The organism is Mesorhizobium sp. M0633, assembly GCF_040320645.1.
In the GTDB taxonomy this organism is placed as follows: domain Bacteria; phylum Pseudomonadota; class Alphaproteobacteria; order Rhizobiales; family Rhizobiaceae; genus Mesorhizobium.
On the sequence record NZ_JAMYQC010000006.1, the window covers coordinates 175,626 to 188,590 of the forward strand.

Sequence of the window (12,965 nt, forward strand, 5' to 3'; positions counted from 1 at the left end):
ACTGTAGGCAATGCCGGGGAATCCCGGCAATCGTCCCCGAATATGGGGCCTCGCCGCTTCGCAAATGGAGCGGCGGGCCTTTTTGCCGGATGTTGAAAAGTAGGCCGATCAGCGGCTTAGCTGATCACAGTGTGCTTAGCCCGATTTCCCCTACCAAGTGCTTATTCTCACAAGAGAAATTCTAAAGCGCCCAAGCATCGGTGCTTGACACAGGTTTCGACAACTGGATAAGTGGATACACAGATACGCTCTGATCGGACCAGGGACATGGCAGCTGACGCAATCGAGCCGTTGGGCATCACGACCGCCGAGGAGGAAGCTTATCGCCACATTCAGCGGGCCCTGAGGATGGGGCGTTATCGGGCCGGGGACCGGCTGATCCCGGAAGAGATCGCGACGGAAATCGGCATGAGCCGCATGCCGGTTCGCGAAGCATTCCGCCAACTGGCCGCGGAAGGTCTTGTGGTCATTCGCCCGAACCGTGGCTGCATCGTCGCTGGGCTTACCCTCGATGAGATCTACGAAACATTTGAAATACGCTCGGTGCTCGAAGGGCTGGCGGTGAGGCTTGCCATGCCGCACATCGATGTCGAAGTGCTTGAAGAACTGGAACGCCAGCTTGACCGGATGGAGCGCGCCAGCCAGACCGGCAGCAGCGACTGGGTCGTGCGCCATCAGGCCTTCCATTTGCAGATTTGCCAATTGAGCAACAGACCCAAGCTGGTCCGGCAGATCGCCAGCCTGCACGTCGTGATCGAGCCCTACCTGCGCATCTGGTTCGACTATGTCGACAAACCCGCCAGCGCGCGTGCCGAGCACGAGATCCTGATCGACGTGCTGCGGTCAGGTGATGCCGGCAAGGCTGAGATCGTCATGCGGGATCATATCGTCGAGACGGCGCCGCTTCTGGCCAACTTCGCAAGTCCCGGCCGCCGCTAGGGAATACCATCTAACTCATTGAAGCCGGAAGATAATCCGGCACGACGAAAGGGAACTGCCATACCGGCAAAAAGAGGAGAATGATATGAAAATTAGCCGCATCGCAGCCATTGCGTCGGTCCTGTTCGGCCTGGTCCAGGCCGCCGTTGCACAAGAAACACCAAAGGCAATTACCATTGCCACCGAAGGAGCCTACGCGCCCTGGAATTTCACAACAGCCGACGGCAAGCTGGACGGCTTCGAAGTCGATCTCGCCAATGATCTGTGCGGGCGAATGAAGATCGAGTGCAAGATCGTCGCACAGGACTGGGACGGCATGATCCCCGCGCTGACCGTCGGCAAGTTCGACGTGATCATGGCGAGCATGTTCATCACTGAAAAACGTCTGAAGATCATTGACTTTACCCAGCCATATGCGGTGGATCCCTCAGGTTTCGCGGTCGCCAAGGATAGCGAACTGGGCAAGCTCGGCATCTCCAACGAGCGGTTGAAGCTGGAGAATGAACCCTCTGCGCAGGCGGCAATCGACCGGCTCAAGCCATTGCTGAAGGGAAAGATCATTGGAGTTCAGGCTGCAACGGCGAACCTGGAATTTGTGAAAAAATACTTCTCGGACGTCGCCGAGATTCGCGAATACAAGACCACCGAGCAACACGATCTCGATCTTGCCGCGGGTCGCATCGACGCGCTCTTCGCGCAACAGACAGCGCTGGCCGCCACGCTGAGCAAGCCGGAGTTCAGCGATTATACGCTTGCAGGACCAGGATTTGTCGGGGGTCTCTTCGGTCTTGGCTCCGGGGCCGGTATCCGCAAAGAGGACACCAAGCTGAAAGACATGCTCAACGGCGCCATCGACGCCGCGACCGCCGACGGCACGATCAAAACCCTGTCGCTTAAATGGCTCAAGAGCGACGTCACTCCAGTCAAGTAAGCGCTTGCCGGCGAACGGCCATTCCTGACCACGTTCCGGAGCTGAGCCGTTCGTCCTGCCGGGGGTATCAATGCCGGGGGTATCAATGGTTGACGCATTCCGGCTGCTTGGTTTCCAGCACGGAGGTTGGGGGGCTGCTCTTCTCATGGCGGCCTCGGTCACAGTGCTCCTGTCTGTGCTGGGCTTTGCGCTTGGCGCTGTCTTTGGCGGGCTGGCAGCGGCCGGGCGTCTCCGCAACTCCAAGGTATTGAGGTTCTTGGCCCTTGGCTATTGCACGGTTTTCAGGGGCGTGCCCGACCTTCTGACCATTTATCTGCTTTACTATGGAGGAAGCGTCGCCCTGACCTCGCTTGGTCATAGCCTGGGCGGGTCCGGATTCGTCGGCGTTCCGGCCTTTGCCACTGGAACCTTGGCTATCGCGATCATCTCGGGCGCCTATCAAGCCGAGGTCTATCGAGGGGCTTACCTCGCCATCGACCAGGGACAGCACGATGCCGCTTGCGCGCTTGGTCTCAACCGGCTGCAGCGGCTGCGACAGGTTATTTTTCCCCAGCTCCTGAGATACGCGCTGCCAGGTCTCGGCAATGTGTGGCAGTTGGTTCTGAAGGACTCCTCGCTGATATCGGTAATAGGCCTCGTTGAACTGATGCGCCAGGCACAGATCGCTGCAGGTTCGACCCGTGAACCGTTTATCTTCTACATTGCTGCAGCCTTGCTCTATCTGGCTATCGCTTCCGTCACGGGCCACGCCTTTTACCGTCTGGAACGGAAGGCGCCGTGGCGCGTCCGGTCGGCATGATAGATTTCGGTTTTTTCCTCGAAATCCTGCCGAAGCTACTCGCCGGCCTGCCGCTCACGATGGAACTGGCCCTGACTTCCATCGTTGCCGGCTTCGTTCTTGCCGTCACATTGGCGCTTGCCCAGCAATCGGAATCGCCCTTCGTCGTCTTGCCGATCCGTGGCTTCGTTGCCGTGTTCAGGGGCACGCCTCTGCTGGTGCAGATTTTTCTGACCTATTATGGCCTTGGTCAGTTCCGGCACCAACTGTCGGCAATTGGATTATGGGCCGTTTTCCGCGAACCCTACTGGTGCGCAATCATCGCGCTGACACTCAACACCACCGCCTATGGCAGCGAAATCCTCCGCGGCGCGATTCAATCGGTGCCACGCGGCCTTGTCGAGGCGGCCCGGTCTGTCGGCCTGTCCACTTATTTGACCTATCGGCACGTTATCCTGCCGCTGGCCTTTCGCCAGGCGCTGCCGAGTTACGGCAATGAAATCATCCTGATGATCAAGGGCACGTCTCTGGCTTCCATCGTGACCTTGATGGAGGTGACTGGAATTGCCCAGGGATTGATCTCCCAGACCTACCGCGCCTTTGAAGTCTTCATCTGCGCGGGCGCCATTTATCTCACTTTGAACTTCGCGATCATCCGTGCCTTGGCGGCACTCGAATACTGGATGTCACGGCATCTGCGGCACCGCCCCTCGACGATGAGCGACGCCGCCTCTTGAGCACGATCAGAAGGGCATAGCATGCGAAATTTTGAGAAACCAACGCGCTCGGTCGTCGTTTCACGCGAGGCCATGGCCGCCACCTCTCATCCGTCGGCGACCCTGACGGCGGTGGAGATCATGGCGGCCGGCGGCAACGCCATGGATGCCGCCATCGCAGCCTGCGCGGTGCAATGTGTCGTCGAGCCAGCCTCGACCGGCATCGGGGGCGACTGCTTCGCTCTTCTGTCGCGAAACGGATCCGGCGAAGTCATCGCCTACAACGGATCGGGCAGGACACCCGCCGCCCTCACAATTGACTGGTTCCTCGAACGTGGCATGGCGGAGGTGGCCCGCAATTCTCCTGGCTCCGTCACCATCCCGGGAGCGATCGATGCCTGGACCAGATTGCACGCTGATCACGGGCATATGCCCTTCGATCAAATCCTGGCCCCTGCTATACGCTTCGCCGAGGAAGGCTACGCCATTTCACCGCGGGTCCATCGTGACTGGGCGTTGGAAGAAGAACTTCTGGCCTCCGATGTAGCCGCGAAACGGATTTTCCTGCCAAACGGCCGCGCGCCAGGCGTTGGCGAAGTGCATCGCCAGCCTGAGCTGGCTGCAACGCTGCGGCTGATCGCCAAGAAGGGACGAGAGGCCTTCTACACTGGCCCTGTGGCCGACGACATGGTCGCCTATCTTCGTGGGCTCGGCGGATTGCACACACTCGAAGATTTCGCCTCGGCAACAGGCGAATACGTGACCCCGATCAGCACGGCGTTCCGAGGCTGCGATGTGTTCGAATGTCCGCCGAATGGCCAGGGTGTGATCGCGCTGCTCATTCTAAACATCCTCTCGCGCTTCGAAGCGCACGGCGACCCGCAATCCGCGGACCGGCTTCACCTGGAAATCGAAGCAACACGCCTCGCTTACGCCGCGCGTGACCTGCTCGTCGCCGATCCTGATGCGTCCGAGGTCCCGGTGGCCGACATGTTGTCGAATGCCTGGGCCGATCGTCTGGCCGGCATGATTGACCTAAAGCGCGCCCGCGCGGACCTGCCGGCGTTCGATATGCCGCTGCACAGCGACACGGCCTATATTTCCGTTGTCGACAAGGATCGCAATGCGGTCAGTTTCATCAACTCGGTCTTCGACAGCTTTGGCTCGGGCCTGGTCTCGCCACGCTCCGGTGTCGTCTTGCACAATCGCGGGCAAAGCTTTTCGCTTGACCCCAAGCACCCCAATGCAGTGGCGCCGAACAAGCGACCTTTGCATACCATCATACCCGGGATGCTTGCGAGAGACGGCCGGGCAGAAATGCCTTTCGGCGTTATGGGTGGCTACTACCAGGCAATGGGCCACGCGCACCTGCTGACGAAGGTGCTCGACTTCGGGATGGATCTGCAGGAGGCAATTGATCTGCCGCGGGTCGCCCCCGTCAGCGGCACCATGAACGTCCAGGCCGAACACGGGCTCGCTGGCGAAACCGTAGCTGAACTTAGCCGACGCGGTTTCGAAATCATTCCCGCCACGGACCCGATCGGCGGTGCGCAGGCCATTCGCATCGATTGGGCAAACGGGACCCTGCTGGGCGGTTCTGAACCGCGCAAGGACGGCTGCGCCCTCGGTCTGTAGACCGGTTATGGCCAGAGCGGGATCCAAGATGCCGAAGATGCTCTTCATCGACATTTGGCCGGCGAGCAGGAGCGCTGGCGCCATGGTCCAGATAATTCTTGCACGCCATCGACAATCCGATCGGCGCGAGGTTGTCACCCATGTCTTAGGTACAAACTGTTACCCATGTCTCCGGGCCGTACAGGGAAAAATGGTGCCCAGAGGCGGATTCGAACCACCGACATGCGGATTTTCAGTCCGCTGTCGGTGATTGATATTGTTCAGATTTTAGGCCGAATGTCGCGTTTGTGTCGCGTCAAGCCAAAAGCGCCCGCTCGGCCTGAACTCGTTGCCCTGTTCAGCGTCCAAACACGCGTGCCGTGGTGCCGACAGTCATTCAGATGGATGATGGTATGGTTCGGCACTCCTAGTAAGCTCCGATCACCAGGCAATTTAGAGACTTTCTGAGGTCCATGTTCCTATGGGCGCAAGCGGCGCGACGACGGAGGTGTTGGCGCAGGCGGCGGGGTCGGCGTCGTCGAGGCTCGCACGCCTGGAAGCCACGACGACCGACGTCGACCAACGGGCAACCGTGGGGCGCTCGATCGATCAGGAGATGGCACGGGCGACGAGCCAGTTCGACAGCGACAGGCGTGTCAACCAGCCGCAAGCGCAGGCGATCGAGAAGCAATTGCAAGTTCTCAAGTCAACCGGCAACGCTGTCGCGGCTCAACAGGCGGGACTGCACGTCATGGAAAGGCAGTTCCCGCCGCATCGCATCTCCTCCAAATCTTTTTGCGGCGTCAGCAGGATGCCAGCGAGCGGGGTCAACTCGGCCAGGCGGATGCCAGAGTGTTTACGCTCGCCACACCGCCGGAGCGGGCGAGCTCGCTTCATCCGATCTTTGTGCTTCCTGTTCGGGAGATCCCTACATGATCATCGAGTTGTTCGGTCCGCCTGGTGCAGGCAAGACGACCCTTCTCCGCGCCCTTTGCCGTGAGCTGGCGAAACGCGACATCCGTGTGAAGACAGTCAATGGCTATCGCCGGATTGATTTTGTGTCTTTCGGCAGCGAAGTCGATTCGGTCGAGGATGAAGGCCCGGAGACACGCCATGGCATCCAGCGTCTGGTGCACAAGCTCGCCACCGCGAGTCCGGTCTTGTTCTCGACCCCGCCGAGCGAGGGGGCCGCTGCGCGGCTTTTGGCATCGATCCCTCCAAAAAGTCGAATATGGGCGTTGCGTCTGAAGATCGACGTCGTTTTGCTCTTCGAAGCCTGGAATACGGCGCAGGCCTCAGAAGGGTACTTCATTTTCGAAGAGGGCATCGTTCAGGCGTTGTGTGCGCTCGTCCTGTTGGCACGAAATCCAAGTATCGACATGGTTCGTAATTGCATGACGTTCCTGCCGCGACCGGATCTCCTCATTCAAGTCGACGCGCCCGGGGAAACGCTGCGCCACCGCCTCATTGAGCGGTATGCGCGGCAGCCGTACCTCGAGCGCCTTCTCGAAGTCGGAGTGGTCAGGGGCCTGAAGCAAGCGGATATAGCGAGGGAGATCGGCCAATGCCTGCAAGACAAATGGCCGCTGATGCGTGTCGACGGCCTCGACCCACGCAATTTCGAACAGGTCGTCGCGCGCATCGTGGGGCACGGATTGCCCGCGACGGCATGCGTCGGGCCAGACTAGAGGCGCGAGTTGCATGGTGCTCACGGTGAGATCGTTCGTTGGCATTCGCAGATTTCTGCGGGCGCAGCGGCGACCGTTAGGCAGCGTCCATGAGAACCGTGCACCCGCTCGTCGGGATTACCGAGCAAGCCACCAGACGGATGGGTACGGTGCCCATTACTCCGACACGTTCCGGTCCGGCTACTATGCAGCTCTGTGGTCGGGTATCGAAAAGCCCTTGGTCGAACGTATTCTCCTGCCTGTCGGCGGGCCGAACCGGAAATGCCTGGACTTCGCATGCGGCACAGGCCGCATAGCAAATATCGCAGCTCAATTTTTTGGTGAAGTCGTCGGCGTTGACATCTCCCAATCTATGCTGGCTAGCGCACGGGTTCCGAAGAACGTGAAATTGGTCCGCGCTGATATTACGCTCTCTCCGCTTGCCGAAAGGTTCGACGTGGTCACGGCATTCAGATTCTTCCTCAATGCTGAAGATGAGCTCAGGAAGGATGCACTGTCGGCCATCAGCGCGCATTTGAACGAAGGTGGATTGCTAATCTCGAATATCCACATGAATGCGACCTCGCCAATAGGGCTGGTCTGCCGCATTCTGAACCGTTATGCAGGAGGGACAGTCCGCCACACTTTGAGCATTAAAGGATACGAGCAGACGCTCATTGCAAATGGCTTTATTGTCGAGCGGATAGTTGGGTACGGTTTTTTGCCGCGACCCGGGAAATTGCTGCCAAGACTCTGCGAAATATTGATCGTGCCGTTTGAAAGGATCTGCGCAAGTGCCAGGATTCCGGCGGAGCTTGCGCAGAATTTCCTGGTGGTTGCCAGAAAGCGGTAAAGCCGGCGGGCACATGAAATTTGAAACCGAGCATTTGCCATGAGGCTGGTCTTTGTTGAAGCTATGGCAGGAAAGTATCGAGTGTCGGTTTTGGCTGCGCTTCGCTTGGCTCAATCGGACAAAGCGCTGCTCGCCTCTGCTCATCAGTGCCTTTGGCGACGGCGCTCGCCGGTGACCAACGATGCACTTGCCCTTTTGAGGCAGGACGATCGCAAGCATCCAGACGTCGCGAGGTACTTTCGTAGATTGGGGGATTCCGGCAACGCAACGCGGGTTCGCGCTGTAATTTCCAGACGTCTTGAGGTTCAAGTATCTCCCTGCCGATTGCGGGACGCGAATTCCTCGTAATGCCTGCGTATGAACTCCGGTTTGGCCCGATGCCGCACCTGCCGGCCTGTAAGCCTCTCGTAACCAGTGCTCACGCATCTCGAACCATAGAAACGCATGAGAGAACGTCTGAAAGCGGCTTGCTCGGGCCTTAGCTCAGCGCTGGCGAACCGCCTCTCGAAGCCATCGGCAATATCCTGCTGATCCGCCTCAAGCGCCTCTTCCTCAGCGGATTTCGGCATGGATTGCGTGTATGCAGCGATGAGGATCTGCCTTTTGCGGTCGGCGACACCTATCGCATCCCAGAATTGAGAGACGTCTTCGTCGCTGACCTCTATCGTTCGCCCTGTTGAGGCGGCCTGACCGAATCCTCTGGTATGGCCTTTGCCCCGCGTACAAAAGTCATACCAGACCTCATTCGCTTCGCTTCCTACAGTCCGTGCTCGCTCATCGAGCAGCCGATTGATCGGACGGCAACATCGGCGCGCTTTACGCGTGCTCATGTCGCGTTCATGTCGCGTGGAGTTGCCGACAGTCGCAGGAAACCCTTGAAAATCAACGGTAACAGTTCGCAACACGGCGCGACATGAAATGCCGTAAGTCGCCAAGTTGGCGACACCGCAAGCCGTTGATTTTATATGAGGAAGTAGTGGTGCCCAGAGGCGGATTCGAACCACCGACACGCGGATTTTCAGTCCGCTGCTCTACCAACTGAGCTATCTGGGCCTGCTCCGGCGGGCGGCAATCTGCACACCGGGTTCATGAAAGCGCCGTCGGCACCCCTTGAAAGCGCGTGGGTTATAGCACGGGAATTCGGCCTGTCCAGCGCTTAGAGCATGATCCCGAAAAGTGGAATCCGGTTTTCGGATAAGATCATGCTCAAACAAAAAGCATGATCCCGAAAAGTGGAATCCGGTTTTCGGAAAAGATTATGCTCAAACAAAACGCCAGAACCTGTTCCGTCCGACAGTGCCCGGATGGAACAAGTTCTGGACATTGATTTCAGGCGCGAAACGACAGGCAGTCCGCAAGGCCGATCATCGGTCACGATCGCGGCTGCGAAACCGTCCCAAGCCTGTGGAAAACCGCAGGTGGACGGCGCTATTTCTGGTCGTCGTTCTCGTCCTCGTCGTCGCGTCCCGGGATGACGTAGACCCCCTTCAGCCAGCGGTTGAGGTCGATGTCCTTGCAGCGCGTCGAGCAGAACGGGTAGGTTTCGCGCGCCGATGGCTTGCCGCATTCGGGGCAGGGCCGCTTGGGCCGCAATGGCGTGACCTTGTCGTCCGGGCTCATATCCGCGCACCCGACAGCCAGTTGGCGTGCACCTTAAACCCTTCGCCGCTCAAAAGCGCTACCGTCTCGTAGAGCGGCAGGCCGACGACGTTGGTGTAGGAGCCGACAAGCTTGACGACGAAGGCGCCGGCGAGCCCCTGGACGCCATAGCCGCCGGCCTTGCCGCGCCATTCTCCCGATGCGATGTAGGCCTCGATCTCCTCGCGCGGCAGCCGCTTGAAACGCACCCTGGTCTCGACCAGCCGCAAGCGCTGCTTGCCGCCCGGCGTGATCAGGCAGATGCCGGAATAGACCCGGTGCGAACGGCCGGACAAAAGCCCGAGGCAGTTGGCGGCGTCGTCGAGCGTCTCGGCCTTGGGCAGGATGCGCCGCCCGACGGCAACCACCGTGTCGGCGGCCAGCACGAAGCTCGGCAGGTAGTCGGCTTCGGTCTTCAGCGAAGCCAGCGCCTTCTCGGCCTTTTGTGTTGCCAGGCGCTTGGCCAGCGAGCGCGGGTGTTCGGCGCGCAGCGGCGTCTCGTCGACATCGGCCGGCAGCACACGGTCCGGCTCGATGCCGGCCTGCTGCAGCAGCTCGATCCGGCGCGGCGAACCCGAGGCAAGCACGAGCTTCTGCAAAATGCCCATCGCGATCCCGGCCGGGTTCTTGAACTTACTTGAAGCGGTAGGTGATGCGGCCCTTGGTCAGGTCGTAGGGCGTCATCTCGACCAGGACCTTGTCGCCGGTCAAAACGCGGATGCGGTTCTTGCGCATGCGGCCGGCCGTATGGGCGATGATTTCATGTTCGTTTTCGAGCTTGACCCTGAACATCGCGTTGGGCAGCAGTTCCGTCACGACACCCGGAAACTCGAGGACTTCTTCCTTCGGCATTCGATACCTTTGCTTGGATGGGTACTTCCAGCGCCCCGGCCGGAAAGTTGCGCGGAACCTATATGATAAACGTCCGCTTGTGAACATGCTTAATCCGCGGCGTTTTCAGCCCCGGTGCCGAGAAAACGGCGGCCGATCCGCGCCTTCAGCCGCTCGCGCACGTCGCGGTAGGCGGCCATGATCTGCTCGCGCGTGCCGCTGACGCCGGTCGGGTCGGGCATAGGCCAATACTCGACCTCGACGGCCAGCGAGCGGGTGAGCTCGAGCGCGGTGTGGTGAGCTTCCGGCGCCAGCGTCACGATCAGGTCGAAATAGTCGTCCTCGAGGTCGTCCATCGTTCTCGGGTGCCGTTCGCCCAGCGACAGCCCTTCTTCGGCCAGCACGGCATCGACGAACGGATCGCGTTCGCCGCCGCGCACCCCGGCCGAGGCGACGAAGGTGGTGGGCGGAAGCACCTTGCGCGCCAGCAATTCGGCCATCGGCGAGCGCACGGCGTTCATACCGCAGACAAACAGGATCGAGCGGGGCAGGATCGGGCGGGGCAGCGGGGCGGCCAGTTCAGCCTCGCCAGTGCAGCACGCAAACCAGCGTGAACAGCCGGCGCGCCGTGTCGAAGTCAATCTCGATCTTGCCGGCAAGCCGGTCCATCAGCGTCTGCGAGCCTTCATTGTGCAGGCCGCGCCGGCCCATGTCGATCGCCTCGATGTGGCTGGGTGTCGCGGTGCGGATGGCATCGTAATAGCTTTCGCAGATCATGTAGTAATCCTTGACGATGCGCCGAAGCGGCGTCAGCGACAGGATGTGGGTGACCACGGCTGCGCCGTCCTCGCGCGCCACCGCAAACACCAGCCGGGATTCGGCCAGCGACAGTTTCAGCCGGTACGGGCCGGCGCCGTCGTCATTGACCGGCTGGAAGCGGTTCTCCTCGATCAGGTCGAAGATCGCCACCGCCCGCTCATGCTCGACATCGGGCGTCGAGCGGCCGATCGTCTCGTCGAGCTCGACATCGATCAGCCTGGCGCGGGTTTGGTCGTAGTCGGACATTTCTACATGTTCAGCCGAATGCCGACGGAGCGTCCATGTGCATCGAGCCCTTCCGCCTTGGCGAGCGTGATCGCCGCCGGCGCCAGCGCCCGCAACTGCTCCGGCCCGAGCTTCAGGACCGAGGTGCGCTTGACGAAATCGAGCACCGAAAGCCCGGACGAAAAGCGCGCCGAGCGCGCCGTCGGCAGCACGTGGTTGGAGCCGGCGACATAGTCGCCGATGGCTTCCGGCGTATGACGGCCGAGAAACACCGCACCGGCATTGCGCATCCGCGCCAGGAAGGCCTCTGGGTCGTCGATGGCAAGCTCGACATGTTCGGCCGCGATGCGGTCGACCAGCGGCAGTGCTGCCTCGATCGTCGGCACCAGGACTATGGCGCCAAAATCGCGCCAGCTCGCCGCCGCCGTTTCTCCGCGCGGCAGGTTCTGCAACTGCCGCTCCACCGCCTGTTCGACCGCTACGCCAAAGGCACGGTCGTCGGTGATCAGGATCGACTGCGCCGACACGTCGTGTTCGGCCTGGGCGAGCAGGTCGGCGGCGATCCAGTCCGGATCGTTGCTGCCGTCGGCGACAATCAGCACTTCCGACGGCCCGGCGATCATGTCGATGCCCACCGTGCCGAACACCTGGCGCTTGGCCGCCGCGACATAGGCATTGCCGGGGCCGACGATCTTGGCGACGGGCTTTATCGTTTCGGTACCATAGGCAAGGGCCGCGATCGCCTGGGCGCCACCAACGCGGTAGATTTCGGAGACACCGGCAAGGTCGGCTGCCACCAGCACCAGCGGCGGCACCTCGCCGCCGGAGGCCGGCACCACCATGGCGATGCGCTCGACGCCGGCGACCTTGGCCGGTACCGCGTTCATCAGCACCGAGCTCGGATAGCTCGCCGTGCCGCCCGGCACGTAGAGCCCGACGGCCTCGATTGCCGTCCAGCGCGAGCCGAGCTCGACGCCGGCGGCATCGGTGTAGCGGTCGTCCTGCGGCAGCTGCCGCTGGTGATGAGCGCGGATGCGCTCGCGCGCGAATTTCAGCGCCTCGACCGTCTGCGGATCGGCGGCCTCGTAAGCCTTGGCAATGTCGTCCCTGGAGACGGCGATGCCGAGCCTGGCCAGGTCGCCGCCGCCGAATTTCTGCGTGTACCCGACCAGCGCCGCGTCGCCCTCGGCACGCACCTTGGCGATGATCTCGCGCACCACGGCGTCGACATCGGCCGAGACTTCCCGCTTGGTCAGCAGGAACGCGGCAAAGCGCTGCTCGAAATCGGCGTCGGACTGGCGAAGCGTGATGGCCATCACATCAGACCCTGTGGACCGGGCGCGACGTCGCTTCCCAGGCGCCGCCGACATCGGCAAGCCGCGCCTCGATGCATTCGACATCGAGCATGATCGCGCCGCCGCCCGAAAAGATCAGCTCGACGATGCCGGCCGGCTTGTCGAGCGCGAGAAAGCTGATCGCCAGCAACGACAGCACTTCGTCCGGCTTGTCGCGGGCAATGCCGCCGGTCTTGGCGCCGAGCACCCGGTCGAAATGCAGCACGGCCTGCCGCCGCTCATTGTGCTGGCGCAAGAAGCCGGATTTCGCCTCCCACACGAAGCGGTTCATGGTCAGCACGAAGCGCTTTACAGAAGGCAGGTATTCGAGATCGCTGACCTTCATGACGGCATCCTGGACATGCGCCGAGATGATGCTCAGATCCTGATCGTCGAGCGCGACAAGCTTGAGGCCATTCATGCGGAATTCGCACCTGCGAGTTGATTATTCGACCTTCTGTTAGGCGGTCTTTCCGGCTCGTGCAACCGCGCCGGAGGTCTTGGCCAGGCAATCGCTCCGGTCGGCGCCGCCCCTCATCCTCCTGCCGGGACCTTCTCCCGTATAGGGACGGGTGTAGGGGCTGGCCGCAACCTCGGCACCCTCTCCGCAACGCCGGAGA

Annotated in this window: 15 protein-coding genes and 1 tRNA gene; 7 read left to right on the plus strand and 9 right to left on the minus strand. The window is 61.1% G+C overall.

From position 1 onward, the window contains the following. The first annotated feature begins 267 nt into the window (after nt 1-267). The 7 genes from NKI47_RS08610 to NKI47_RS08640 all read left to right on the plus strand — a co-directional run bounded on the left by NKI47_RS08610 (nt 268) and on the right by NKI47_RS08640 (nt 7,498). Entirely contained in the window at nt 268-939 is a 672-nt protein-coding gene (locus NKI47_RS08610; RefSeq protein ID WP_352589198.1) for a GntR family transcriptional regulator, read from the plus strand. An 85-nt stretch (nt 940-1,024) separates the two neighbouring features. Beyond that, nucleotides 1,025-1,870: a transporter substrate-binding domain-containing protein gene (locus NKI47_RS08615; protein WP_352589201.1), complete on the plus strand. Its 846-nt coding sequence runs from the start codon at nt 1,025-1,027 to the stop codon at nt 1,868-1,870. An 85-nt stretch (nt 1,871-1,955) separates the two neighbouring features. After that, on the plus strand, nt 1,956-2,669 hold the full coding sequence (locus tag NKI47_RS08620; protein WP_023677395.1) for an ABC transporter permease: 714 nt from the start codon (nt 1,956-1,958) through the stop codon (nt 2,667-2,669). Next, complete coding sequence (locus tag NKI47_RS08625) at nt 2,666-3,385, plus strand: ABC transporter permease (RefSeq protein ID WP_352453426.1); 720 nt, start codon at nt 2,666-2,668, stop codon at nt 3,383-3,385. The genes NKI47_RS08620 and NKI47_RS08625 overlap by 4 nt, the downstream gene beginning before the upstream one ends. A gap of 21 nt (nt 3,386-3,406) precedes the next feature. Continuing rightward, nucleotides 3,407-4,999: a gamma-glutamyltransferase gene (gene ggt, locus NKI47_RS08630; protein WP_352589207.1), complete on the plus strand. Its 1,593-nt coding sequence runs from the start codon at nt 3,407-3,409 to the stop codon at nt 4,997-4,999. Between the two features lie 911 nt (nt 5,000-5,910). Further along, nucleotides 5,911-6,666 (plus strand): AAA family ATPase, encoded by a 756-nt coding sequence (locus NKI47_RS08635; protein WP_051406149.1) that lies wholly within the window; start codon nt 5,911-5,913, stop codon nt 6,664-6,666. 217 nt (nt 6,667-6,883) lie between these two features. After that, nucleotides 6,884-7,498, plus strand: coding sequence for a class I SAM-dependent DNA methyltransferase (locus NKI47_RS08640; RefSeq protein WP_352589210.1), 615 nt, complete (start codon nt 6,884-6,886; stop codon nt 7,496-7,498). 305 nt (nt 7,499-7,803) lie between these two features. On the opposite strand, the gene NKI47_RS08645 is transcribed toward NKI47_RS08640, so the two are convergent. The 9 genes from NKI47_RS08645 to NKI47_RS08685 form a co-directional block, all read right to left on the minus strand. Beyond that, nucleotides 7,804-8,328, minus strand: a complete 525-nt coding sequence (locus NKI47_RS08645; protein WP_352589213.1) for a hypothetical protein — start codon at nt 8,326-8,328, stop codon at nt 7,804-7,806. Nucleotides 8,329-8,475: 147 nt separating this feature from the next. Then, nucleotides 8,476-8,551, minus strand: a tRNA-Phe gene (locus NKI47_RS08650). A 375-nt stretch (nt 8,552-8,926) separates the two neighbouring features. Then, on the minus strand, nt 8,927-9,118 hold the full coding sequence (gene yacG / locus NKI47_RS08655; RefSeq protein WP_023677402.1) for a DNA gyrase inhibitor YacG: 192 nt from the start codon (nt 9,116-9,118) through the stop codon (nt 8,927-8,929). Then, nucleotides 9,115-9,744, minus strand: a complete 630-nt coding sequence (locus NKI47_RS08660; RefSeq protein ID WP_352457706.1) for a Maf-like protein — start codon at nt 9,742-9,744, stop codon at nt 9,115-9,117. Before NKI47_RS08660 ends, yacG begins: the two co-directional genes overlap by 4 nt. Before the next feature lie 25 nt (nt 9,745-9,769). Next, on the minus strand, nt 9,770-9,988 hold the full coding sequence (infA, locus tag NKI47_RS08665) for a translation initiation factor IF-1 (protein ID WP_006200926.1): 219 nt from the start codon (nt 9,986-9,988) through the stop codon (nt 9,770-9,772). Nucleotides 9,989-10,077: 89 nt separating this feature from the next. After that, entirely contained in the window at nt 10,078-10,545 is a 468-nt protein-coding gene (locus tag NKI47_RS08670; RefSeq protein WP_352571660.1) for an arsenate-mycothiol transferase ArsC, read from the minus strand. Between the two features lies 1 nt (nt 10,546). Next, nucleotides 10,547-11,032 (minus strand): UPF0262 family protein, encoded by a 486-nt coding sequence (locus NKI47_RS08675; RefSeq protein WP_292663977.1) that lies wholly within the window; start codon nt 11,030-11,032, stop codon nt 10,547-10,549. Between the two features lie 2 nt (nt 11,033-11,034). Further along, nucleotides 11,035-12,327, minus strand: coding sequence for a histidinol dehydrogenase (hisD, locus tag NKI47_RS08680; protein ID WP_352589217.1), 1,293 nt, complete (start codon nt 12,325-12,327; stop codon nt 11,035-11,037). 4 nt (nt 12,328-12,331) lie between these two features. Further along, nucleotides 12,332-12,766, minus strand: coding sequence for a DUF2948 family protein (locus tag NKI47_RS08685; protein ID WP_352589220.1), 435 nt, complete (start codon nt 12,764-12,766; stop codon nt 12,332-12,334). Nucleotides 12,767-12,965 lie beyond the last annotated feature (199 nt).